At 63.8% G+C, this 23,419-nt stretch carries 26 protein-coding genes; 12 read left to right on the top strand and 14 right to left on the bottom strand.

Translation table 11 applies throughout. From position 1 onward, the window contains the following. The 5 genes from APY03_RS30790 to APY03_RS30770 are packed head-to-tail and all read right to left on the bottom strand — an operon-like array spanning nt 1 to nt 5,856. Nucleotides 1-1,248 carry a molybdopterin molybdotransferase MoeA gene (locus APY03_RS30790; protein ID WP_068683086.1) on the bottom strand — a complete coding sequence of 416 codons (1,248 nt, stop codon included), beginning with the start codon at nt 1,246-1,248 and terminating at the stop codon, nt 1-3. Continuing rightward, nucleotides 1,241-1,816, bottom strand: coding sequence for a molybdopterin-guanine dinucleotide biosynthesis protein B (gene mobB, locus APY03_RS30785; protein ID WP_269475648.1), 576 nt, complete (start codon nt 1,814-1,816; stop codon nt 1,241-1,243). The genes APY03_RS30790 and mobB overlap by 8 nt, the downstream gene beginning before the upstream one ends. 38 nt (nt 1,817-1,854) lie before the next feature. Further along, nucleotides 1,855-3,270 (bottom strand): threonine synthase, encoded by a 1,416-nt coding sequence (thrC, locus tag APY03_RS30780; RefSeq protein ID WP_068683082.1) that lies wholly within the window; start codon nt 3,268-3,270, stop codon nt 1,855-1,857. Continuing rightward, on the bottom strand, nt 3,270-4,592 hold the full coding sequence (locus tag APY03_RS30775) for a homoserine dehydrogenase (protein ID WP_068683080.1): 1,323 nt from the start codon (nt 4,590-4,592) through the stop codon (nt 3,270-3,272). Before APY03_RS30775 ends, thrC begins: the two co-directional genes overlap by 1 nt. 40 nt (nt 4,593-4,632) lie before the next feature. Further along, nucleotides 4,633-5,856 carry a pyridoxal phosphate-dependent aminotransferase gene (locus APY03_RS30770; RefSeq protein WP_068683078.1) on the bottom strand — a complete coding sequence of 408 codons (1,224 nt, stop codon included), beginning with the start codon at nt 5,854-5,856 and terminating at the stop codon, nt 4,633-4,635. A gap of 67 nt (nt 5,857-5,923) precedes the next feature. Between APY03_RS30770 and APY03_RS30765 the strand changes: the two genes are divergently transcribed. The 5 genes from APY03_RS30765 to APY03_RS30745 all read left to right on the top strand — a co-directional run bounded on the left by APY03_RS30765 (nt 5,924) and on the right by APY03_RS30745 (nt 10,359). Continuing rightward, nucleotides 5,924-6,307: an Mth938-like domain-containing protein gene (locus APY03_RS30765; RefSeq protein WP_068683076.1), complete on the top strand. Its 384-nt coding sequence runs from the start codon at nt 5,924-5,926 to the stop codon at nt 6,305-6,307. 181 nt (nt 6,308-6,488) lie between these two features. Continuing rightward, a complete protein-coding gene (locus APY03_RS30760; RefSeq protein ID WP_068683074.1) occupies nt 6,489-6,959 on the top strand; it encodes a peroxiredoxin in 471 nt (156 codons plus the stop codon). Between the two features lie 199 nt (nt 6,960-7,158). Beyond that, complete coding sequence (locus APY03_RS30755; protein WP_068683072.1) at nt 7,159-8,898, top strand: PhoH family protein; 1,740 nt, start codon at nt 7,159-7,161, stop codon at nt 8,896-8,898. Between the two features lie 194 nt (nt 8,899-9,092). Beyond that, on the top strand, nt 9,093-9,548 hold the full coding sequence (locus tag APY03_RS30750; RefSeq protein ID WP_068683070.1) for a GyrI-like domain-containing protein: 456 nt from the start codon (nt 9,093-9,095) through the stop codon (nt 9,546-9,548). Nucleotides 9,549-9,648: 100 nt separating this feature from the next. Next, complete coding sequence (locus APY03_RS30745) at nt 9,649-10,359, top strand: helix-turn-helix transcriptional regulator (RefSeq protein WP_068683068.1); 711 nt, start codon at nt 9,649-9,651, stop codon at nt 10,357-10,359. A gap of 3 nt (nt 10,360-10,362) precedes the next feature. Here the strand turns inward: APY03_RS30745 and dnaB are convergent, their stop codons facing one another. The 7 genes from dnaB to ppsA all read right to left on the bottom strand — a co-directional run bounded on the left by dnaB (nt 10,363) and on the right by ppsA (nt 16,671). Next, nucleotides 10,363-11,766, bottom strand: a complete 1,404-nt coding sequence (gene dnaB, locus APY03_RS30740) for a replicative DNA helicase (RefSeq protein ID WP_068683066.1) — start codon at nt 11,764-11,766, stop codon at nt 10,363-10,365. A 188-nt stretch (nt 11,767-11,954) separates the two neighbouring features. Next, nucleotides 11,955-12,407, bottom strand: a complete 453-nt coding sequence (rplI, locus tag APY03_RS30735) for a 50S ribosomal protein L9 (protein ID WP_068683064.1) — start codon at nt 12,405-12,407, stop codon at nt 11,955-11,957. 15 nt (nt 12,408-12,422) lie between these two features. Beyond that, nucleotides 12,423-12,704 carry a 30S ribosomal protein S18 gene (gene rpsR, locus APY03_RS30730; RefSeq protein ID WP_007830781.1) on the bottom strand — a complete coding sequence of 94 codons (282 nt, stop codon included), beginning with the start codon at nt 12,702-12,704 and terminating at the stop codon, nt 12,423-12,425. Between the two features lie 19 nt (nt 12,705-12,723). Further along, on the bottom strand, nt 12,724-13,026 hold the full coding sequence (gene priB, locus APY03_RS30725) for a primosomal replication protein N (protein WP_068683062.1): 303 nt from the start codon (nt 13,024-13,026) through the stop codon (nt 12,724-12,726). Nucleotides 13,027-13,030: 4 nt separating this feature from the next. After that, complete coding sequence (gene rpsF, locus APY03_RS30720; RefSeq protein ID WP_068683060.1) at nt 13,031-13,405, bottom strand: 30S ribosomal protein S6; 375 nt, start codon at nt 13,403-13,405, stop codon at nt 13,031-13,033. Between the two features lie 126 nt (nt 13,406-13,531). Then, the gene (locus APY03_RS30715) at nt 13,532-14,062 is read right to left on the bottom strand and encodes a hypothetical protein (protein ID WP_068683057.1); all 531 of its coding nucleotides are present in this window, start codon (nt 14,060-14,062) and stop codon (nt 13,532-13,534) included. A gap of 215 nt (nt 14,063-14,277) precedes the next feature. Beyond that, nucleotides 14,278-16,671, bottom strand: coding sequence for a phosphoenolpyruvate synthase (gene ppsA, locus APY03_RS30710; protein ID WP_068683056.1), 2,394 nt, complete (start codon nt 16,669-16,671; stop codon nt 14,278-14,280). Between the two features lie 194 nt (nt 16,672-16,865). Here ppsA and ppsR point away from each other — a divergent pair, with 194 nt between their 5' ends. Continuing rightward, complete coding sequence (gene ppsR, locus APY03_RS30705; RefSeq protein WP_068683054.1) at nt 16,866-17,687, top strand: posphoenolpyruvate synthetase regulatory kinase/phosphorylase PpsR; 822 nt, start codon at nt 16,866-16,868, stop codon at nt 17,685-17,687. 92 nt (nt 17,688-17,779) lie between these two features. Here ppsR and ahpF read toward each other — a convergent pair whose 3' ends face one another. Together ahpF and ahpC are read right to left on the bottom strand one after the other, a co-directional pair. Then, nucleotides 17,780-19,369 (bottom strand): alkyl hydroperoxide reductase subunit F, encoded by a 1,590-nt coding sequence (gene ahpF / locus APY03_RS30700; RefSeq protein WP_068683052.1) that lies wholly within the window; start codon nt 19,367-19,369, stop codon nt 17,780-17,782. 84 nt (nt 19,370-19,453) lie between these two features. After that, nucleotides 19,454-20,026, bottom strand: a complete 573-nt coding sequence (gene ahpC, locus APY03_RS30695) for an alkyl hydroperoxide reductase subunit C (protein ID WP_068683050.1) — start codon at nt 20,024-20,026, stop codon at nt 19,454-19,456. A gap of 233 nt (nt 20,027-20,259) precedes the next feature. Here ahpC and bfr point away from each other — a divergent pair, with 233 nt between their 5' ends. From bfr to hemP, 6 genes are all read left to right on the top strand, one after another. Beyond that, nucleotides 20,260-20,736, top strand: coding sequence for a bacterioferritin (bfr, locus tag APY03_RS30690; protein WP_068683048.1), 477 nt, complete (start codon nt 20,260-20,262; stop codon nt 20,734-20,736). A gap of 144 nt (nt 20,737-20,880) precedes the next feature. After that, nucleotides 20,881-21,153, top strand: coding sequence for a (2Fe-2S)-binding protein (locus tag APY03_RS40780; RefSeq protein ID WP_083944662.1), 273 nt, complete (start codon nt 20,881-20,883; stop codon nt 21,151-21,153). Nucleotides 21,154-21,245: 92 nt separating this feature from the next. Further along, the gene (locus APY03_RS30685) at nt 21,246-21,944 is read left to right on the top strand and encodes an energy transducer TonB (RefSeq protein WP_068683046.1); all 699 of its coding nucleotides are present in this window, start codon (nt 21,246-21,248) and stop codon (nt 21,942-21,944) included. A gap of 18 nt (nt 21,945-21,962) precedes the next feature. Further along, complete coding sequence (locus APY03_RS30680; RefSeq protein WP_068683044.1) at nt 21,963-22,676, top strand: MotA/TolQ/ExbB proton channel family protein; 714 nt, start codon at nt 21,963-21,965, stop codon at nt 22,674-22,676. A 7-nt stretch (nt 22,677-22,683) separates the two neighbouring features. After that, the gene (locus tag APY03_RS30675; protein WP_068683042.1) at nt 22,684-23,097 is read left to right on the top strand and encodes an ExbD/TolR family protein; all 414 of its coding nucleotides are present in this window, start codon (nt 22,684-22,686) and stop codon (nt 23,095-23,097) included. A 90-nt stretch (nt 23,098-23,187) separates the two neighbouring features. Then, nucleotides 23,188-23,400, top strand: a complete 213-nt coding sequence (gene hemP, locus APY03_RS30670; protein WP_068683040.1) for a hemin uptake protein HemP — start codon at nt 23,188-23,190, stop codon at nt 23,398-23,400. Nucleotides 23,401-23,419 lie beyond the last annotated feature (19 nt).

The following is a 23,419-nucleotide window of genomic DNA, read 5'->3' as shown; positions in this document are numbered from 1 at the left end:
TCAATCCAGCAATGAAGAAAAGGGGATGAACTGCACCATGTCGCCGGCCTTGAACGGCTGGCCAGGCGGCGTGTCGATCACGCCGTCGCCCCACACCATGGAAGTCAGCACGCCCGAGCTCTGGTTGGCGAACAGATCCAGGCCGCCGGCGGCGTTGCGGCGCGCGCGCAGGAACTCGCGTCGGCGGTCGGCACGCGGCCAGTCGAAGTCGGCGCGCATCGCGATTGGCGCCGGCGCCACGCGTGCAGCGCCCTGCAGCGTCAGCAGGAAGGGCCGCACCAGGAGCAGGAAGGTCAGGAAGCTGGAGACCGGGTTGCCGGGTAGGCCGGTGAGATGGGCATTGCCGATGCGGCCGTAGGCAAAGGGCTTGCCCGGCTTCATCGACAGCGACCACAGGTCGAGTCGGCCCAGGGCCTGCACAGCGGCCTTGATGTGGTCCTCCTCTCCGACCGAGACGCCGCCGGTGGTGATGATCAGGTCGCTGCGCTCCGAGGCGCTGCGCAGCGCCTCGATGGTCGCGTCGCGGCGGTCGGGCACGATGCCCAGGTCGAGCACCTCGCAGCCCAGCCGCAAGAGCAGGGCCCGCATGAAGAAGCGGTTGGAGTTGTAGATCGAGCCCGGCTGCATCGCCTCTGGCGCTACCTCGCCGGGCATCACGAGTTCGTCGCCGGTCGAGAGCAGCGTGACGCGCGGGCGCTTCGCCACCTGCAGCCGGTCGAGGCCGACGCTGGCTGCCAGTCCGAGCCCCGCTGGGGTGAGGCGCTCTCCGCGCGTGAGCACCACGTCGCCGGCGGCCACGTCCTCGCCGGCGCGGCGGATCCACTGGCCTGCCGTCGGCACGATCTCGATGCGCACGCTGCCCAGCCCGCCCTCTTTCGGCAGCGCGGCGGCGTCTTCCTGCATCACGACCGCATCGGCGCCTGCGGGGATCTGCGCGCCGGTGAAGATGCGCGCGGCCGTGCCGGCATCCAGCGGCGTGCCCACGGTGCCGGCGGGGATGCGCTGGGCCACGCGCAGCACCGCACCCGGCGCCGCGCAGTCGGCAATGCGCACCGCATAGCCATCCATCGAGCTGTTGTCGCGCGGCGGGACGGTCAGGCCCGAGCGCACGTCCTGCGCGAGCACGCGCCCGTCAGCCTCAAAGGTGGACACCGATTCGGCGCCCATCTGCGGCGTGGCGGCAGCGAGCAGCCGCGCCAGGGCCTCGTCGAGCGGCATCAAGGGAGGGCGTCCGGAAGCGTCAACCATGGCGGTCCACCTTGTACTCGAAACGGCTGGCGTTATGCAGGAGCCAGGTGCCAATGCCATCGGCGTCGTTCAGGTCGAACACCGGCAGCATGGTGGCACGCGGCAGGCGCTCGGGGGTGTCGGTGGCGATCGCGACGATGAAGGCGTCATCGGCATAGCGCGCGGGCCGGGGCGCCTCGCCTTCCTCGGGCTCGCGCCAGATCTCGATCTTCTGCAGGTCGCTGTGCTTGAAGCCTTCGACCAGCACCCAATCCACACCCGCGTCGAGTTCGGCGACGAGGTCGTGCACACCGAGCTGCGTCGGCCGTTCGAATTCGCGGATCAGCGCGAGCCGCTTGTCGGAAGCCACGACCACCTCGAAGGCCCCGGCCTCGCGATGGCGGTAGGTGTCCTTGCCCGGATGGTCGATGTCGAACTTGTGGTGGGCATGCTTGACCACCGAGACGCGCTGGCCGTGCAGCCTGAGCACGGGGATCAGCCGCTCGACCAGCGTGGTCTTGCCCGCGCCCGAGAAGCCGGCGAAGCCGATGACGTTCATGCGTAGCTCGTCGGCCCGGAAGGCATGAATGAACTCGGCGCGGGCATGAGGGTTTCGCTCATACCTTCTCAGGCGCAGTGCCGGGCGATATAGGCCTTCACGGCCTCGGCGTCGGCCGGCAGCTGCACCACCCGCCGCGGCAGCGCCTCGATGCCTTCGAAGCGCGCGGGACGCTCGGGCGCGCGGCCCAGGGCCTCGACGATGGTCTCGGCGAACTTGATGGGCAGCGCAGTCTCGAGCACGATCATCGGCACGCCGGGCTGCAGGTGCTCGCGCGCGGCCTTGAGGCCGTCGGCGGTGTGGGTGTCGACCAGTGTGGCGAAGCGCTTGTCGGTGTCGCGGATGGTCGCGACCCGATCGGCATGGGTGCTGCGGCTGCTCGCGAAGCCGAAGCGGGTGGCCGCCTGGGCGAAGACCGGGTCGGCGCTCAGGTCGAAGCGGCCTGCCTTGCGCAGATCTTCTTCGAACAGGCCGCGCGTCCTGGCCGCATCGCGGCCGACCAGATCGAACACGAAGCGCTCGAAGTTGCTGGCCTTGGAAATGTCCATCGAGGGGCTGGAGGTCTCGTGCGTGTCGGCGGCCGAGCGCACGCGGTAGATGCCGGTGCGGAAGAACTCGTCGAGCACGTCGTTCTCGTTCGTGGCAACCACCAGCGTGCGGATGGGCAGACCCATCGAGCGCGCGACATGGCCGGCGCAGACGTTGCCGAAATTGCCCGAGGGGACAGTGAAGCTGACCTCCCCGTCATTGTTGCCCGTGGCTTGAAAGTATCCGGCGAAGTAGTAGACCACCTGCGCCAGCAGGCGCGCCCAGTTGATCGAGTTGACCGTGCCGATCCTGTACTTGCGCTTGAAGTCCAGGTCGTTCGACACCGCCTTGACGATGTCCTGGCAATCGTCGAACACGCCGGCGATCGCGATGTTGTGGATGTTGGGGTCCTGCAGGCTGAACATCTGGGCCTGCTGGAAGGGGCTCATGCGCCCGTCGGGCGAGGTCATGAACACACGCACGCCCTTCTTGCCGCGCATCGCGTATTCGGCCGCGCTGCCGGTGTCGCCGCTGGTGGCACCGAGGATGTTGAGCTCCTCGCCGCGGCGCGCGAGCTCGTACTCGAACAGGTTGCCCAGGAGCTGCATCGCCATGTCCTTGAACGCGAGCGTCGGACCGTTGGACAGGGCTTCGAGGTACACGCCATCCTCGAGTTCGCGCAGCGGCACGATGTCGGGCGTTCCGAAGATCTCCGCTGTGTAGGTCTTGGCGCAGATCGCCTTCAGGTCCGCGACGGGGATGTCGTCGATGTACAGCGAGAGGACTTCGAAGGCCAGCTCTGCATACGGCAGTCCACGCCACCTCGCGAGCGTTGCGGCGTCCACCTGCGGATAGCGCTCGGGCAGGTAAAGGCCGCCGTCGGGCGCCAGACCCTCGAGCAGGATTTCGCAGAAGCGGCGGCGCTCCGGATGGCCGCGCGTGGACAGGTAGCGCATCAGGACAGCTCTTCCTTGCGGATGCGCACGATTGGCGCGAGCACGGTAGGCAGCGCCTGAAGCTGGACCAATGCATCATCCAGCGTGCCTTCGCGCGTGTCGTGCGTGAGGATGATGAGGTCGGTCTGGGTCGAGCCCTCGCCGCCCACCTCGTCGGCCTCGCGCTGCAGCACCGCGTCGATGCTGATGCCGGCCGTGGCCAGCAGGCCCGTCACCTGGGCCAGCACGCCGGCCTCGTCGGCCACGCGCAGGCGCAGGTAATAGCTGGTTACCACCTCGGACATCGGCAGCACCTGCAGGTCGCTCATCGCGTCGGGATGGAAGGCCAGGTGCGGCACGCGGTGCGCCGCATCGGCCGTGTGCAAGCGGGTGATATCGACCAGGTCGGCGATCACCGCGCTCGCGGTCGGCTCGCTGCCGGCGCCCTTGCCGTAATACAGCGTGGTGCCGACGGCATCGCCGTTGACAACCACCGCGTTCATTGCGCCTTCGACGTTGGCGAGCAGGCGCTTGGCCGGCACCAGGCTCGGATGCACGCGAAGCTCGATTCCCTGGGCCTTGCGCTTGGTCACGCCCAGCAGCTTGATGCGGTAGCCCAGCTGCTCGGCGTATTTGATGTCCTGTGCCGCCAGCTTGGTGATGCCCTCGACATGCGCCCTGTCGAATTGCACCGGGATGCCGAAGGCGATGGCGCTCATCAGCGTGACCTTGTGGGCGGCGTCCACACCCTCGATGTCGAAGGTCGGGTCGGCCTCGGCGTAACCCAGGCGCTGCGCCTCCTTCAGCACGGTGGCGAAATCCAGGCCCTTGTCGCGCATCTCGGAGAGGATGAAGTTGGTGGTGCCGTTGATGATCCCGGCGATCCACTGGATGCTGTTGGCGGTGAGGCCCTCGCGCAACGCTTTGATGATCGGGATGCCACCGGCCACTGCGGCCTCGAAGGCCACCATCACGCCCTTGGCGTGGGCCGCCGCGAAGATTTCGGTACCATGCACCGCCAGCAACGCCTTGTTGGCGGTGACCACATGCTTGCCGGCCGCGATCGCCTCCAGCACCAGTTCACGGGCGATGCCGTAGCCGCCGATCAACTCGATCACGATGTCGATGTCCGGGTTGGCGATGACGGCACGCGCGTCGCTCACCACCTGCACGCCCTCGCCCACCGCCGCCCTGGCACGCGCCATGTCGAGGTCGGCCACCATCGTGATCTCGATGCCGCGCCCGGCACGGCGCTTGATTTCTTCCTGGTTGCGCTGGAGCACCTTGAAGGTGCCGCTGCCGACCGTGCCGATGCCGAGCAGGCCTACTTGGATGGGTTTCATTCGATTCGTCTGGTGTGGAACTGGGGCAGAAGCGAGTCTGCTAGGTGTTGCGGCTGCGGTAGCGCTCGAGAAAGTCGGCAATGCGCTGGATCGCCTCGCGCAGGTCTTCCTCATGGGGCAGGAACACGATTCGGAAGTGGTCGGGCGTGGACCAGTTGAAGCCGGTGCCCTGTACCAGCATCACCCGGGTCTCCTTCAGAACCTCGAGGAAGAACTGGCGATCGTCCTCGATCGGGTAGATCTTGGGATCGAGCCGGGGGAACATGTAGAGCGCGGCGCTGGGCTTGACGCAGCTGACGCCCGGTATGGCGGTGATCAGCTCGTAGGCCAGGTCGCGCTGGTGACGCAGACGGCCGCCAGGGCCAACCAGGTCGTTGATGCTCTGATAGCCGCCGAGCGCGGTCTGGATGGCCCACTGGCCTGGCACATTGGGGCACAGGCGCATGTTCGAGAGCATGTTGAGGCCCTCGATGTAGTCCTGGGCCATCTTCTTGTCGCCCGAGACCACCAGCCAGCCGGCGCGGTAGCCGCAGGAGCGGTAGCTCTTGGACAGCGAGTTGAAGGTCAGCGTCAGCACGTCCTTCGACAGGCTCGCGATGGCGGTGTGCTTGACGCCGTCGTACAGCACCTTGTCGTAGACCTCGTCGGCCAGGATCACCAGGCCATGCTCTCGTGCGATCGCCACGATGCCCTTGAGCAACTCGTCCGAATAGAGCGCGCCCGTTGGGTTGTTGGGGTTGATGACGACGATGCCCTTGGTGCGCGGCGTGATCTTGGCGCGGATGTCGGCCAGGCTGGGCATCCAGCCGTTCTCCTCGTCGCACAGGTAATGGACCGGTTTGCCGCCCGAGAGGCTCGCGACCGCCGTCCACAGCGGGTAGTCGGGTGCGGGCAGCAGCAGTTCGTCGCCGTCGTTGAGGAGTGCGTTGGCGGCCATCGCGATCAATTCGCTCGCCCCATTGCCGAGATAGATATCGTCCAGGGTGACACCGGCGATGCCCTGCTTCTGGGTTTCGTGCATCACGGCCTTGCGCGCCGCAAAAATGCCCTTGCTGTCCGAGTAGCCAGAGGAGACCGCGATGTTGCGGATCATGTCCTGCTGCACCTCTTCAGGTGCGTCGAAGCCGAACGGGGCGAGATTGCCGATGTTCAGCTTGATGATCTTCTGGCCCTCTTCCTCCATCTGCTTCGCGGCATCCATGATCGGACCACGGATGTCGTAGAGCACGTTGGCCAGCTTGGCCGATTTCTTGAGCGGTTTCAAAGTCCCTCCAGGGGCGGGGTGCACGGGGGAAAACCTATAATTTGACCACAGTTCCCGCCCCTCCTCGATGAAGCTCCAGCCCGACAAATCCGATGCCCAGACCCTGACTGCGCATGGCCCTGGCTGGGTCGCCGTCAACAACGAGCGGATCGAGAACAGCGTGGTGGTGGGTTCGCGCGGCGAGCGCTTCGCCTGGGACTGCGGGCGCTTCGAGGAGCTGGGCTCCGAGCATTTCGCGCAATTGGCTTCCCTGGGCGCCGAACTGGTCATCTTCGGCAGCGGTGCGCGTATCCGCTTTCCCCAGCCGGCGTGGATCCAGCCGCTGATGGCCCGCCGCACAGGCGTCGAGACCATGGACACCGGGGCCGCTTGCCGAACCTACAACATCCTGGCGGGCGAGGGCCGGCACGTGGTCGCGGCTCTGCTGATCGAGAGACCCGCGGATGGCTAACAGGGGGCGTTTCGGGCTAAAATATTGGGTTGCGAACCGGGGCCCGACCCAGTAATCGTCCAGGGAGCCGCCCAGTCAAGCAACGACCAATCTCCATCGTATCGAGCGCTCGAGGCGTGAGCCGCGAGCGAGTGCCAAAAGCCCGACTCGAACATGGAATCAAACGGAGAAAACAAGTTTCATGGCGATCGTTGTCAACAAACCCATCCCTGAATTCGACGCCAACGCCACTGGCGGCATCAAGGTATCGAACACCTCGCACCTCGGGCAAGTGCTGGTGATGTACTTTTATCCCAAGGACAACACGCCCGGATGCACGACCGAAGCGATGCAGTTCCGCGATCGCTACAAGGATTTCGTCAAGGCCGGAGCCACCGTGTTCGGCGTCTCGCGTGACAACATGAAGTCGCACGACGAGTTCAAGGCCAAGCTCGAACTTCCCTTCGAACTGATTGCCGACACCGAGGAAAAGATGTGCCACATGTTCGGCGTCGTCAAGAACAAGATCATGTACGGCAAGAAGGTCAAGGGCATTGAGCGCAGCACCTTCCTGATCGGCGCCGACGGCGTGCTCAAGGCCGAATGGCGCGGCCTCAAGGTGCCCGGCCATGTCGACGAAGTCCTCAAGGCCGTGAAGATCCTCAAGAAGTAATCGCCTGCCAGGCAACATTCGTGAGCTTTTGCCAGCACGCGTTGGCGATGCGCAACGATCACGGAACCTGTCACAGCCGATGTGCATAATGGTTCCATGCCGTTGAGCTCCGCGACCGCATCCACCGAACAAAGCCGCTTGGGTCTTCAGGCGGCTTTTTCGCTTTCTGGCCCCTTCTTCCCTGCGAGCGAACCGCCCCATGCCCCTGCCCCCCGCCCCCACGAAACGCGCCGCACTGCTTTCGCCGGACGCGCACGACGCGCCTGCCCGTTCCCTCCATGGGAAAGGCGGCCGTCGCTCCTCCGATCGGCAAGCTGAAGAGACCCGGTCCAGCGGGCCGCGCCCACTCGAACTGTTCGACCGGCGCGCGGCGGAAGGTAGCGCCCCTATAGAGGCGCCACCCCTGCCGAGCGTGAAAGCCCCACTGCCCGTCACATCCGTCACGCGCAGCAAGGAGGAGCGCCGCCCCGAAACGGCGGCCAAGGAAGCGGCCAGCCCAATCAGGGGGAAGCGCAGCATACCCAACGGACCGGCCAAGCTGTTCGTGCTGGATACCAACGTGCTGCTGCACGACCCGATGTGCCTGTTCCGTTTCGAGGAGCACGACATCTTCCTCCCGATGATCGTGCTGGAGGAACTCGACGGCCACAAGAAAGGCACGACCGAGGTCGCCCGCAACGGCCGCCAGACCAGCCGCACGTTGGACGCGCTCGCCGGAGCACAAGGCGCCGACATCGGCAAGGGCCTGAAACTCGATACCACCGGACATCGCGAGGCCGGCGGCAAGCTGTTCTTCCAGACCGATCCACTGGACTACTCGCTGCCCACAAGCCTGCCGCAGGGCAAGGCCGACAACCAGATCCTGGGCGTGGTCCACGCACTGCGCGACCTCTACGCAAAGGACGGGCCGGGGCGCGCGAGGCAGGAAGTGGTGCTGGTGTCGAAGGACATCAACATGCGTGTGAAGGCTCGCGCTCTGGGCCTGGCGGCGGACGACTACCAGAACGACAAGACACTGGAAGACGGCGACCTGCTCTACTCCGGCGCGCTGGCACTGCCGGCCGACTTCTGGACCCGCCAGAGCAAGCCGATCGAGAGCTGGCAAAGCGGCAGCAGCACCTTCTACCGCGTCAGCGGTCCGCTGGTGCCCAACCTCTACATCAACCAGTTCGTGTATTTCGAGGCGCCGGGCGAGCCCAGCATGTATGCCCGCGTGACCGAAATCCGCGACAGGACGGCAGTGCTCAAGACGCTCAAGGACTATGGCTCGATCAAGAATGCCGTCTGGGGTGTGAACACCCGCAATCGCGAGCAGAACTTCGCGATGAACCTGCTGATGGATCCGGAGGTGGACTTCGTCACCCTGACCGGCACCGCCGGCACCGGCAAGACGTTAATGGCGCTGGCCTCGGGCCTGACTCAGGTGCTGGACGATCGGCGCTACACCGAGATCATCATGACCCGCGCGACCGTGAGCGTCGGCGAGGATATCGGCTTCCTCCCTGGCACCGAGGAGGAGAAGATGGGCCCATGGATGGGCGCGCTCGATGACAACCTCGAGTTCCTGGCCAAGGGCGACGGCGGCGGCGCGGGCGAGTGGGGGCGCGCGGCCACCAACGAGCTGATCCGCAGCCGCATCAAGATAAAGAGCATGAACTTCATGCGCGGCCGCACCTTCCTCAACAAGTACGTGATCATCGACGAGGCGCAAAACCTGACGCCGAAGCAGATGAAGACCCTGGTCACACGCGCAGGCCCCGGCACCAAGATCATCTGCATGGGCAATTTGGCGCAGATCGACACCCCCTATCTCACTGAAGGCTCGTCTGGCCTGACCTTCGCCGTCGACAAATTCAAGGGCTGGCCGCACAGCGGCCACATCACGCTGGCACGCGGCGAGCGCTCGCGGCTGGCGGATTTCGCGAGCGAGGTGCTGTAACCAAGTCGGCTGCCAGGGCCGACTTTTCTTGCGCGCAGCAGTAAGGGGCTGCTGACAGGACGTTGTCAGTAGCCGGCGCGCAGCATGGCGTCTTGAATTCACACGACAGCATCTCCGACGCGCTGAGCGTCCGGGGATCGGCGCTCGAGCTCGAGCTCGAGCTCGAGCGATCAGATGAACCTGGAGAGAGAACCATGCAACCTCAGCTTCAACGCCATAAGGGCTTCAACATCGCCGGTCTCACCGTGCGCACCAGCAACCACACAGAGCAGGAGGAGCACTCGGCGCGCATTGGGAAGCTCTGGACCCGCTTCTTCGACGAACGCGTCTATGCCATGACGCCCAACCGCGTCGAAGACATGCGGCTCTACGGCGTGTATTCCGCGTACGAGTCCGATGCGCATGGCCCCTTCGACCTCACGACGGGCGTCGCGGTCTCAGGCGGACCTTCCGCGGTGCAAGTCGAAGCGGGCGACTACCTGGTCTTCGCAGGCCAGGGTCAAATGCCGCAGATGGTGCTCTCCCTTTGGGAATCGATTCGGCAGTACTTCGATCAGCACCCCGAGATCCGTCGCAACTACCGCAGCGATTTTGAAGCCTACAGCGGCCCCGACCAGGTCGCCATCCACATCGGCGTGATCACTGACTGAGATTGCCTGTAGGAGAGGACGAAGGCCATGACGCGCCCAGGCGGCACCATTTCATGGAAGACTTCAAGAACAAGCTCGTCGACCTTGACCGTTGATACAAATGCGCCGCGCCGACCGCCTCTTCCAGATCGTTCAACTGATTCGCGGTCGACGCCTCACGACTGCCGCCTTCCTCGCGCAGCGATTAGAGGTGTCGGACCGCACCATCTACCGCGACGTGGCCGACCTGCAGCGCCAAGGCGTGCCGATTGAGGGCGAGGCGGGTGTCGGTTATCGCCTCGGTGCAGGCTTCGACCTGCCGCCACTCATGTTCACGCAGGATGAGGCCGCGGCATTGGTAGCGTCGGCACGCCTGGCCCAGAGCTGGGTCGATCCGGCCATGGCGAAGGACATCCAGACCGCGCTAGGCAAGATCCTGTCGGTGCTCCCGCCGGCCGCGCGGGTGTCGGCCGAGAGCCTGGCGCTGTTCGCACCTGCACACGCGCTTGACGATGGAACGCGGCTACGCCTGCAAACACTGCGCGAAGCTGTCCAGTCGCGCAACAAGCTGCGCATGGACTACCACGACGTGAGCGGAGCGCCGAGCCAGCGCGTGGTGCGTCCGTTGGGCTGTTTCTACTGGGGCAGGGTCTGGACATTCTCGGCGTGGTGCGAGCTGCGGGAGGACTTTCGCGGCTTCCGCATTGACCGCATCGATCGCGTCGAGGTCCTGCCGGAGCGCTTTCGCGACGAGCCCGGCAAGACGCTGGCCGAGATGCTGCGACGGCTGCAAGAAGATCCGGCGGAGCCTCGGCCGTCGCGGCTGCAGTAGCCTTTAGAAATCGTCGCCGCTGCTGGCCAGGTTCTCGAACTTGGTGAGCGGCTTGAGAAAGGCCAGCTTGACGGTGCCGGTCGGGCCATTGCGGTGCTTGCTGATGATCACCTCGGCCACGCCGGGCTCCTTACTGTCCTTGTTGTAGTAGTCGTCGCGGTAGATGAACATGATCAGGTCGGCATCCTGCTCGATGGCGCCGGACTCGCGCAGGTCGCTCATCATGGGACGCTTGTCGGTTCGGCTCTCCACGCCGCGGCTGAGCTGCGACAAGGCGATGACCGGGCACTTGAGCTCCTTGGCCAGCATCTTCAGGCCACGCGAGATCTCACCCACCGCAGTCGCTCGGTTCTCGTCGTTCATGCTGCTGGAAACGCTCATCAACTGAAGGTAGTCCACCACGATCAGGCCGAGCCGTCCGTACTGGCGCGCCAGGCGGCGCGAGTTCGCCCGCAGCTCACTGGTGGTCAGCCCCGGTGTCTCGTCGATGTGCAGCGACACGTTGCGCAGCTTCTCAATGGCCTCGGTCAGGCGCGGCCACTCCTCGTCGCTGAGCTTGCCGGTGCGCAGGTGCCCCTGGTCGATGCGCCCGATCGAGCCGACGATACGCACCGCCAACTGCGACGCGCCCATTTCCATTGAGAACACCGCCACCGGCAGCCCCTCGTTGAGCGCCACATGCTCGGCGATGTTGATCGCCAACGAGGTCTTGCCCATGGAGGGGCGCGCGGCCAGAACGATCATGTCCCCCGGCTGGAGGCCCGAAGTCATCTTGTCGAATTCGTAGAAGCCGGTGCGCACGCCCGTGATGTCGTTCGGGTTCTCAGCCATCTCGCTCACGCGATCGAGCAACTCGACCACCAGGGATTCCATGCTCTGGAAGCCCTGCTTCATGCGCGAGCCTTCCTCGCCGATGTTGAAGATCTTCTGTTCGGCCTCGTCGAGAATCTTGTCGACCGACTTGCCCTGCGTGTTGAAGGCGTTGGTAGCGATCTCGTCGCTCGCACTAACCAGCTTGCGCAGGATCGAACGCTCGCGCACGATCTCGGCGTAGCGGCGGATGTTGCTGGCGCTAGGCACGTACTGGGCCAGCGAATTCAAGTAGCTCAGGCCGCCGACCTCCTCGGCTTTGCCCAGGTTCTGAAGCTGCTCGAAAACGGTGATCACGTCGGCCGGCTTGCTGGCGTTGATCAGAGCGCCAATGGCTGCGTAGATCAGCTTGTGCTCATGGCGGTAGAAGTCACTGTCCACCAGCAGATCGCCCATGCGGTCCCACGCGCCGTTGTCGAGCAACAGGCCGCCGAGCACGCTCGACTCGGCCTCGATCGAGTGCGGGGGAATGCGCAACTGCGCAATTTGGCGGTCGGCCGACGGGTCATTGTCGGCATAGGAGAAGACGGCGGACATGAACTTCCTTGCAGCCGCACATGCTAAGGCGCACGACGAGCCGCGTCACTTGATAAGGCTGTGGATAAACAGTGACTTACCGGTGCAGCACGCGGGACAACCGCGGCCGAAAAAAACAAAGGCCGCCCGAAGGCGGCCCACAAGGACAAGGCCGCAGCTACGACCTTGCTTTCTCCTCGCCGAAGAGGTTATGCGCTCTCGCCGTATACGGTGACCGTGACGTCGACCACCACGTCGGTGTGCAACGCAACGCTGACGGTGCTGTCGCCGACGGTCTTGATCGGGCCGCTGGGCATGCGCACCTGCGACTTCGCGACCTTGTATCCCTGCTTGTTGAGCTCCTCCGCGATATCGTGGTTTGTGACCGAGCCGAACAGGCGGCCGTCGACGCCGGCCTTCTGCGTCAGCTTGACAGCGGTGCCTCCAAGCTTCTCGCCTTGGGCTTGCGCTTCAGTCAGCTTGGCGGCCGCGGCCTTCTCAAGTTCAACACGCTTGGCTTCGAACTCGGCCTTGTTGGCCTCCGTGGCACGGCGCGCGCGGCCGGAGGGAATCAGGAAATTGCGCGCGTAGCCGTCCTTGACCTTGACGATCTCGCCGAGCACGCCGAGGTTGACGACCTTGTCCAGAAGAATGACTTGCATGGTGTGTTCGCCTCCTTAGACGCGGTGTTGGTCGCTGTACGGCACCATCGCGAGGAAGCGCGCGCGCTTGATCGCGGTGTTGAGCTGGCGCTGGTAGATCGCGCGCGTGCCGGTCAGGCGCGCTGGGATGATCTTGCCGTTCTCGCTGATGAAATCACGCAGGGTGTCGATGTCCTTGTAGTCGATCTCTTCGACACCGGCGACAGTAAAGCGGCAGAAGCGCTTGCGCTTGAACAGCAGGGATTGGGTGTTGCGCTTCGGACGCTTGTCCTTGTTGAACTTCTTGAACGTGGCCATTGTGTGGACCTCTTGAAAATTAATCTTGCTGAAAATCCTGGATGTGCAGCACTGGGTGCTTGCCGTTGCGCGGTGTGGCCAGGAAGCCCTGGAAACGCCAGAGACTTCCCAGCGCCTGCCTCGCGAGCCGCTCGGCCACCGCGCCGAACGCAACAGCCTTGACCGCCGCCTTGACCTGCCGGGGCTGGGCCGCCTCGGTTATCGTCGACTCGTGTTCGAGCCGCAGATCGATGGCGGGCAGGCCGGCAGGCGTGAAACGCAAGGCACCGAGCTCGGCAACGCAGGCAGTCAGCACCAGCTGATTGGCTGCGGCAGTGCTCACGCCATCAGTTGTTGTTGGCGGCGTACTCGGCCTGCTGGGCCTTGCGGGCTTCTTCTCGCTCCACCGTCTTCATCATCGACGAGGGGCCGGTCTCCGCCTTCTTCTTCACGACAGTGAGGTGGCGCAGGACGGCGTCGTTGAACTTGAAGGCATGCTCGAGTTCGGCCATCACGGCCTGCTCGGCCTCGATGTTCACGCAAAGGTAGTGCGCCTTGTTGAGCTTGTTGATCTGGTAGGCCAGTTGGCGACGTCCCCAGTCCTCGACGCGATGGACCTTGCCGCCGCCGGCGGTAATCATGCCCTTGTAGCGCTCCAGCATGGCCGGAACTTGCTCGCTTTGATCCGGATGGATCAGCAGAATGATTTCATAGTGACGCATGGCACTCCTTGTGGATCTTCCGTGGAAGGGATAAAGCCACCCGCAGCGTCAGTTGCAGTGTGGCAAGGCAAAGCCGGCTATTGTAGCAGGCCATGACCGTCCTGGAGTGTGTTGTCGCGGCCGGCCTCAGATGCCCAGCGCGCGATCCAGCGCCGCGGCCTTGTCCGCCCCCACGGCGGCGCGAATCTTCGGCGCCAAGGCAAGCAGGTCCTCGTAGGTCGAGCTGCCTTCGACCGACAGGTTCAGTCTGAAACCGCGCAAGCCGAGGCCGCCGGTGAGCTGTGTCGCAATAGGATAGGCGTCCTTATAGCGCTGCTGGCTGGAACGCTCCAATGGGGCTGGCGATGAGGCAGAAATCGCAGGTTGCTGTTGCAAGGTCGGCATGTCCCCAGCCTGGGTCAAAGCTGGCGCAGGTGTCAGAGGCATCGCTACCGTGCCTGCATTGGCTGCCTCGACCGAGCCCCCCACTCGCCCGAGCAGGCCGAGCTCGACCATCTGGTCGATGTCCGCCCGAGCAATCCCCATACCGGCCTCGAGCACCTCGCTCACGGAACGCTTGCCGTCAAACAGGATGAAGGCGGAGCGTTGACGCGGTGTGAGCCGGACCGAGCGATCCTTGAACACCTGCTGGCCGGCTTCTGTCTTGACAAGAATCATGGCGCCCTCATGCGAAATCAAGGGACTCTCAGGCTCAAACCGGCCCTTGCCGAACTCCCCCAGGTGACTCCCTCCACTGGGCGCCAAGTTTGACATCAAAGAAGCATTCGCCTGCAATCAGCTTAAGCTGACAGCGAAATTACAGCCTCGACCTGTGACGAAAGTAGTAATGCGGCGGGACAGAACCAGCCCCGCCGCGGCTTCCAGGGGCCAAATCAGCGCTGAGCCAGCTGCTGCCAGGTATCGATCACGCTGTCCGGATTGAGCGAGATCGATTCGATGCCTTGCTCGGCCAGCCAGGCCGCGAAGTCGGGGTGGTCGCTGGGCCCCTGCCCGCAGATGCCCACGTACTTGCCCTTCTCCTTGCAGGCCTTGATCACGCGCGCCAGCAAGGCCTTGACGGCGGGATCGCGCTCGTCGAAATCTGCCGCCAGGAGCTCCAGGCCGGAATCCCGGTCCAGTCCCAGCGTGAGCTGCGTCAGGTCGTTGGAGCCGATCGAGAAGCCATCGAAAAATTCCAGGAACTCCTCAGGCAGGATCGCGTTGCTGGGCACCTCGCACATCATGATCAGCTTGAGCTCGTTCTCGCCCCGTTTTAGGCCGTGGTCACCCAGCAATCCGGTCACGCGCGCCGCCTGGCCCAGGGTGCGGACGAAGGGCACCATGATCTGCACGTTGGTCAGGCCCATCTCGTTGCGTACGCGCTTCAGCGCCTCGCATTCCATCGCGAAAGCCTCGCCGAAGTCCTCGCTGAGGTAGCGTGCCGCGCCGCGGAAGCCGAGCATCGGGTTCTCTTCCTCAGGCTCGTAGCGGCTGCCGCCGATCAGCTTGCGGTACTCGTTTGACTTGAAGTCCGACAGGCGCACGATCACCGGCTTGGGCCAGAAGGCCGCGCCGATGGTGGCGATGCCTTCGGCCACCTTGTCGACATAGAAGGCGCGCGGGGAAGCGTGACCCCGAGCGACCGATTCGACAGCCTTCTTCAGGTCGGCATCGACATTCGGGTAGTCGAGGATGGCCTTCGGGTGCACGCCGATGTTGTTGTTGATGATGAATTCCAGCCGCGCCAAGCCCACGCCGTGGTTCGGCAACTGGGCAAAATCGAATGCCAGTTGGGGGTTGCCCACGTTCATCATCAGCTTGATGTCGATCTCGGGCATCTCGCCGCGCTGGACCTCGGTGACTTCGGTCTCGAGCAGGCCGTCGTAGATGAAGCCGGTATCGCCCTCGGCGCAGCTCACCGTAACGAGCGTGCCGTCCTTGAGCAGATCTGTGGCATCGCCGCAGCCGACGACCGCCGGGATGCCGAGCTCGCGCGCAATGATCGCGGCGTGGCAAGTACGCCCACCCCGATTGGTGACGATAGCGGCGGCACGCTTCATCACCGGCTCCCAGTTCGGGTCCGTCATGTCGGTCACCAGCACGTCACCGGGCTGGACCTTGTCCATCTCGCTGATGCTGTGGACCAGGCGCACCGGGCCCGTGCCGATCTTCTGACCGATCGCGCGGCCCTCGGCCAGCACGGCGCCCTTGGCCAGCAGCTTGTAGCGCTGCTCGGCCTTGCCCTGCTGCTGGCTCTTCACTGTCTCCGGGCGGGCCTGCAGGATGTAAAGCAGGCCGTCGGTACCGTCCTTGCCCCACTCGATGTCCATCGGGCGCCCGTAGTGTTCCTCGATCACCAGCGCGTACTTGGCCAACTGCTCCACCTCGGCATCGGTGAGCGAGTAGCGGTTGCGCTGCTCGGTCGGCACGTCCGTGGTCTTTACCAGCTTGCCGCTGGCCGCCTTCTCGGCGGCAGTGGCGAATTCCATCTGGATGAGCTTGGAGCCGAGGTTGCGGCGGATCACTGCGCGCTTGCCCGCCTTGAGCATGGGCTTGTGCACGTAAAACTCGTCCGGGTTCACCGCGCCTTGCACCACCGTTTCACCCAGCCCATAGCTCGACGTGATGAAGACCACGCCGTCGAAGCCGGACTCTGTGTCGATGGTGAACATCACGCCTGCGGCGCCCAGGTCGCTGCGCACCATGCGCTGCACACCAGCCGACAGTGCAACGACGTCATGGGCGAAGCCCTTGTGGACTCGGTAGCTGATTGCGCGGTCGTTATAGAGGGAGGCGAACACTTCCTTCATCTTGTGGAGCACGTCGTCGATGCCCACGACGTTGAGGAAGGTCTCCTGCTGGCCGGCGAAGGAGGCGTCGGGCAGGTCTTCCGCCGTCGCGGACGAGCGCACGGCGAAAGAGGCCTCGGGATTACCGGCACTCAGCTTTGCGAAGGCTGCCTTGATCGCCTGCTCCAGTTCGGCGGGGAAAGGCTGGGCCTCGACCATGGCCCGGATCTCGGCCCCCGCTGCAGCCAGGGCACGGACGTCCTCCGTATCCAGGCTCTTGAGTTTGGCGCTGATGCGGTCGGCCAAGCCATCGTGAGCCAGGAACTGCCGGAACGCGTGCGCCGTGGTGGCGAATCCGGTGGGCACGCGCACCCCTTGCGGCAGCTGGGAAATCATCTCGCCGAGGCTGGCATTCTTGCCGCCGACCGACTCGACGTCGGTCATTCTCAGGTTTTCAAACGGTACGACCAGGGCGGTCGCTTCGAAGAGTGCAGACATGGGAAAGCTCCAGAAGTTGAAACCGGGGCAACATGCAGACGGCGCGGCGCGATCGTTCTGATTGCTCTGGGCGCAAGGGCGGTGTGCATGGATGAAGGCATGAGGCGGCGGGAACGGACGGGCCGCATTCCCGATAATGGGCCGGATTGTAGGCGCCGAGTGGGTCGGCGCGCCGCAGGACAAGGCCGCCAAGCATGCACACACGCACCGTTTTCTTCGTCTCCGACGGTACCGGCATTACCGCTGAAACATTCGGCAACGCCGTCCTGGCCCAGTTCGAGATCAAGCCCCGCCATGTGCGGCTGCCCTTCACTGACACGGTGGACAAGGCGCACCAGGCGGTGCGGCGGATCAACCATACGGCCGAGGTGGAGGGGCTTCGACCCATCGTCTTCACGACGCTGGCGAACATGGACGTGCTGGAGGTCATCGAGACCGGCTGCAAGGGCATGTTGCTCGACATGTTCGGGACCTTCGTGCGACCCCTCGAGATCGAGTTGGCAATGAAGTCCAACCACCGCATCGGCCGTTTCAGCGACGTCAGCAAGAGCAAGGAATACAACGCCCGCATTCAGGCCATCGACTTCAGTCTGGCGCACGACGATGGCCAGAGCAACCGCGACCTCGAAAATGCCGACGTGATCCTGATCGGCGTCAGCCGCAGCGGCAAGACACCCACCTCGCTCTACCTGGCGATGCAGCATGGCCTCAAGGCGGCCAACTACCCGCTGATTCCCGAGGACTTCGAGCGCCGGCAGTTGCCGCCAGCGCTGATGCCGCATCGCAAGAAGATTTTCGGCCTCACGATCCAGCCCGAGCGCCTAAGCGAGATCCGCAACGAGCGGCGGCCGAACTCGCGCTATGCCAGCATCGAGAACTGCCGGCACGAGGTGAGCGAGGCTGAGGCCATGATGCGGCGCGCCGGCATCCGATGGCTATCGACCACCACCAAATCAATCGAAGAGATCGCGACAACCATCCTTCAGGAACTGCGGCCCGAGCGGCTGACCTATTGAGCGCCTGCTTCAGTCCGCGAATATACGACCGTGGGTCGACCGGCCGCGCGCCTGCTGATGCAGGCTCGCGAGCCTCGCGCAGCGAACCGCTTCTAAGCCATCGCTTCGGCGGTCGCGGCCTTTTCCGCCGGCGCCGAAGTCCGGATCAGGTGGTCGAAGGCACTGAGCGCAGCCTTCGCGCCGTCGCCGGCCGCGATGATGATCTGCTTGAAAGGCACCGTCGTCGCATCGCCTGCTGCGAACACGCCAGGCACCGAGGTCTGACCTTTCGCGTCGACCACGATCTCGCCGTGCTTCGAAAGTTCGAGCGTGCCCTTCAGCCAATCGGTGTTGGGCACCAGGCCGATCTGCACGAACACGCCTTCGAGCGGCACCCGGCGGATCTCGCCCGACGCGCGATCCTTGCAGATCAGGCCGTTGACCTTCTGCTGGTCGCCGGTGATCTCGGTGGTCTGCGCGTTCGTGATGATCTCGACATTGGCAAGGCTCTTGAGCTTGCGCTGCAGCACGGCGTCGGCACGCAGTTGGGTGTCGTACTCGATAAGCGTGACATGGCCGACGATGCCGGCCAGATCGATCGCGGCCTCGACGCCAGAGTTGCCGCCGCCGATCACCGCAACACGCTTGCCCTTGAAGAGCGGTCCGTCGCAGTGCGGGCAATAGGCCACGCCCTTGTTTTTGTACTCCTGCTCGCCCGGCACGTTGATGTTGCGCCAACGTGCGCCAGTAGAGATCACGACCGAGCGACTCTTGAGCGACGCACCGTTTTCTAGCTTGATCTCGATCAGGTCCTTCCCTGGCACCAGTGCCGAAGCACGCTGGAGGTTCATGATGTCGACGTCGTAATGACGCACATGCTCCTCCAGCGCCAGCGCGAAGCGGGGGCCCTCGGTTTCCTTGATCGAAATGAAATTTTCGATGCCCAGGGTGTCGAGAACCTGGCCGCCGAAGCGCTCGGACGCAACGCCCGTTCGGATGCCCTTGCGCGCGGCATAGACGGCTGCCGCTGCGCCGGCCGGCCCCCCGCCGACGATCAGGACGTCGAAGGGGGCCTTGCCGGCGATCTTCTTCGCCTCGCGCTCGACGCCACTGGTGTCGATCTTCGCGAGAATTTCCTCGAGGCTCATGCGGCCCTGGCCGAACTCGGTGCCGTTCAGGAAGACGGTGGGGACAGCCATGACCTGGCGTTCCTTCACCTCGTCCTGGAACAGGGAGCCGTCGATCATCGTGGTCTTGATGCGCGGGTTCTGCACCGCCATCAGGTTGAGCGCCTGCACCACATCCGGGCAGTTGTGGCAGGTGAGCGAGATATAAATCTCGAATTCGAAGTCGCCTTCCAGCGCACGGATCTGCTCAAGCACGGCCTGCTCCACCTTGGGCGGGTAACCGCCGACCTGGAGCAGCGCCAGGATGAGCGAGGTGAACTCGTGGCCCATCGGCAAGCCAGCAAAGCGGGGACCGTTGCTCTGGCTGGGTCGGTTGATCGAGAACGAGGGCTTGCGATGGTTGTCGTCGCGGCTCTCGATGACCTTCACCAACGACGACGACTCCGCCACGTCATTCAACAGCGATTGCACGTCCTTAGACGCCTTGCTGTCATCGAGCGAAACGACGATTTCAACTGGCTGCGTGATGCGGTCGAGATAACTCTTCAGTTGTGCTTTGGTGCCGGCGTCGAGCATGGTGAACTCACCTCTTGGAAATCGGAAGACAGAAATAGAAAGGCCCGGGTGCGGATGCGCCCGGGCCTGGCGCGAACGGACTGCTTAGATCTTGCCGACCAGATCGAACGAAGGCTTGAGCGTCTCGGCACCCTCCGTCCACTTCGCCGGGCAGACTTCACCCGGGTGGGCGGCAACGTACTGGGCAGCCTTCACGCGGCGCAGCAATTCGGCGGCGTCGCGGCCGATGCCGTTGTCGTGTACTTCGATGGTCTTGATCTTGCCCTCGGGATCGATCACGAAGGTGCCGCGATAGGCAAGGCCTGCGTCTTCGCCTTCCTCGATCAGGACTTGGAAGGCGCGCGCGAGCTGCTGGCTCGGGTCGCCGATCAGGGGGTACTTCACCTTGGCGATGGTGTCCGAGGTGTCATGCCACGCCTTGTGAGTGAAGTGGGTGTCGGTCGACACGCCGTAGATCTCGACGCCGAGCTTCTGGAATTCGGCGTAATGGTCGGCCAGGTCGCCGAGTTCGGTCGGGCACACGAAGGTGAAGTCGGCCGGATAGAAGACGACGACGGACCACTTGCCCTTGAAACTCTCGTTGCTGACCGGGACAAACTTGCCGTTGTGATAAGCGGTGGCCTTGAACGGGACGATTTCGGTGTTGATCAGGGACATGTACAGGTTCCTAGGTGAGACTGATGAAAAAGCGAGCCCTCAGTATAACTAATGATTCTTTGTTTTTGATAGTAATGCACTATGGAAAATATTGCGGCGCACTATGAGCCGGCAACACCCAATGCGAACACCTATCAGCCTCACACGCATGCAGACCGCTGCAACATGGGCTCTCTTGCCTGCGCTTGCGCCCCGCTCGCACAATCGACGCTTTCAAGAACAAGGAAGAAACCATGAAGGGCGACCCTCAAGTCATTGACCATCTGCAGGCGCAACTGAAGAACGAACTGACCGCGATCAATCAGTATTTCCTGCACTACCGCATGCTCAAGCATTGGGGCTTGGACAAGCTGGCCAAGAAAGAATACGAAGAATCCATCGGCGAGATGAAGCATGCAGACAAGATCATGGATCGCATCTTCATGCTGGACGGCCTGCCGAACCTGCAGGACTTGGCCAAGCTCCGTGTGGGCGAGGACGTACCCGAGATCCTGCAGTGCGACCTGGCTTCCGAAATGGGCGCTCAGGCCACCATCAAGGACGGCATCGCCCACTGCGAGGCGGTTCGCGACTATGTCTCGCGTGATCTGCTGCAAGAGATCCTGGATGACACCGAAGAGCACATCGACTTCCTCGAGACCCAGATCGATCTGGTCGGCAAGGTCGGCCTGCAGAACTACCTTCAGTCGCAGATGGGCGAAGTCGAGTAGGGCAACTCACCACCTCCATCCGGCGGGGCCCAACGGCCCCGCTTTTTTTTGGCCACCCGGCCCTCATAGTTATTGCAAATGCGAGGAATTCGTATTTATAATCATGGCTCCTATCAACAGCCAGCCAGACTGCCGCCCACCGCCATGATCGTTTGCGTATGTCGCCGAGTGTCTGACCGTGAGATCGCACGCCACGTGCGGGCCGGGATGACTTTCGACGACGTGCAATTCGAACTCGGCGTCGCGACACAATGCGGCCAATGCGAGAGCTGCGCACGCGACGTGGTCGCACAGTGCAGCGCCTCCCACCCGATCGCTGCGCTCAACCGCGAATCGGAGCCGAGTTCGATCCAGCTTGCCAGACCCATCACGGACAGCAGGACATGGAACTCTTCTCGGCCCTCGGCATCAGCCTGATCATCGTCAGCGGCTCCGCCTGGTGGATTTTTCATAGGTAACAGCCAGCGGTTCTGTACCCGGCGCCTCGACGGTGTCCGGCACTTGAATGTTTGATCGTGTCTGACCGCTTCTCTCCGTCGCCCCCCTCCGTCCTGGGCTTCTCTCGCAATGCGCTCATCGCGGGCAGCGTCGTTCTATTCCATGTTGCGGCGCTCTGGGCGTTGCAAAGCGGTCTGCTGCGGCGGGCCGCCGAGGTTGTCATCCCGGTAGAGATCCTGGCCGAATTCATCGAGCCGCCCAAGCCGAAGGAGGTGCCCCCCCCTCCGCCGCCGCCACCACCACCAAAGCCTCAGATCACCAAGGCGCCACCCCCACCGCGGCCCCAGGCGATTCGCGAACCCAAACCCGCGCCCGCGCCAAATGCCCCCGTGGGGACGGTCGAACCTCCTCCGCCTCCGGCCCCTATCGCACCACCCGCCCCACCGGCACCGCCCGCACCGCCCCCCGCTCCGCCGGCACCACCCGCCGTGCAGCTTCCTTCCGCGGATGCGCAGTATGCGCAAAGCTGCAAGCCCAACTACCCGGCAATGAGCAAGCGCCTCGGCGAGCAGGGCAAGGTCATTGTCAAGGTCGTCGTGGGCGCTGATGGTTTGCCGAAGCAGGCGGATATTCGCAAGTCGAGCGGCTTCGACCGCCTGGATGAGGCTGCAAGAGAGACCATGCTGAGGTGCCGCTTCTCACCCGGCAAGGTCGGCGGCGTCGCGCAAACGATGTCCTACGACGCTCCTGTCAACTTCGTACTGAACTAAATCTTCCTTGGAGTGTTTATGGATTCCCACTTTGGCCTGATGAACGTCTGGAATCAGGGCGACTTCGTCACCCGGGCTGTGGCCCTGCTTCTGATCGGCATGTCGCTCGCGTCGTGGATCGTGATCCTGATCAAGGCGCTCGACATCATCCGGTACAAGCGCCTTGCCAAGCGTTCGCAGGACTTCTGGCACAGCGAAGACTTTGCCACCGCGCTGAACAAGCTCGGCAATGAAGGCGGCAACCCATTCCGTGCGCTGGCGCTGGAAGGTCGCGAGGCCGCGGCGCACCATCGCAATACCAAGGCGCATCTGCACGACGCGCTCGACGTCAGCGACTGGATCACCCGCGCGCTGCGCAACGGCATCGACGAATTCACCGCGCGCCTGCAGACAGGCCTCGCCATCCTGGCCTCCGTCGGCTCCACGGCGCCGTTTATCGGGCTGTTCGGGACGGTGTGGGGCATCTATCACGCCCTGATGAGCATCGGCTCGGCCGGTCAAGCCACCATCGACAAGGTGGCTGGACCGATCGGCGAAGCACTGATCATGACAGCGCTGGGCCTGGCTGTCGCCATTCCAGCGGTGCTGGGCTACAACGCATTGGTGCGCGGCAACAAGTTCGTGCTGACCAAGCTCAACAGCTTCGCGCATGACCTGCATGCCTACTTCGTCACCGGGGCGCGGGTGCAAAGCGGCGTCGAGGCCACCGTGGTCCCGCTCAAGAAAAGCTGAGGAACACATGGCTTTTGGTACCCAGGACGAACCGGACGAGGTAATGAACGAGATCAACATGACGCCGCTGGTCGACGTCATGCTGGTGCTCCTGATCATCTTCATCATCACCGTCCCGGTGATGAAGCACGCGGTGAACATCGATCTTCCCCGTGCCAGCAGCGAGCCGGAGCAGACCAAGCCGCAGAACATCCTGTTCACGGTGGCGGCCGACGGCAGCTATTACTGGAACGAGCAGAAGATCGAGGACGGCGAACTGAAAACGCGCCTGGCAGCCGAGGCCGCCAAGGACCCGCAGCCCGAACTGCACATCCGCGGCGACAAGGCGGTGCGCTACGAGCGCGTTGCGCAAGCCATGTCTGCGGCACGCGAAGCCGGCGTGCGCAAGATCGGCTTCATTACCGAACCTGAAGCAAAATAGCCGCGGCATGCGAGCAGAAAACACATCGTGCCGATTGACTTTTTGTTGAGAATCATTATCATTCAATCATCGTTTCGATGAAGGATTCCGATGCACGCCGTGCCCAACGCGTTCAATGTCCTGAGCCATCCCTCGCTCGATCATGCGGGCGGTGGCCGCGCAAGCAGTGAGCCTCCTCGGCCCGCGCCCCTCTTCGAGAGCGCGGATCTTCTCAAGGGAGGCAAGACCGTAGGCATCATGCACAACGGCTCGTTGTATCGGCTCCAAGCCACCAAACTCGGCAAGCTGATCCTCACGAAGTAGTCATCAGCTCGCCCCTCGC

The organism is Variovorax sp. WDL1, assembly GCF_001541225.1.
Lineage (GTDB): Bacteria > Pseudomonadota > Gammaproteobacteria > Burkholderiales > Burkholderiaceae_C > Variovorax.
This window is presented reverse-complemented; position numbering and strand designations above follow the sequence as displayed.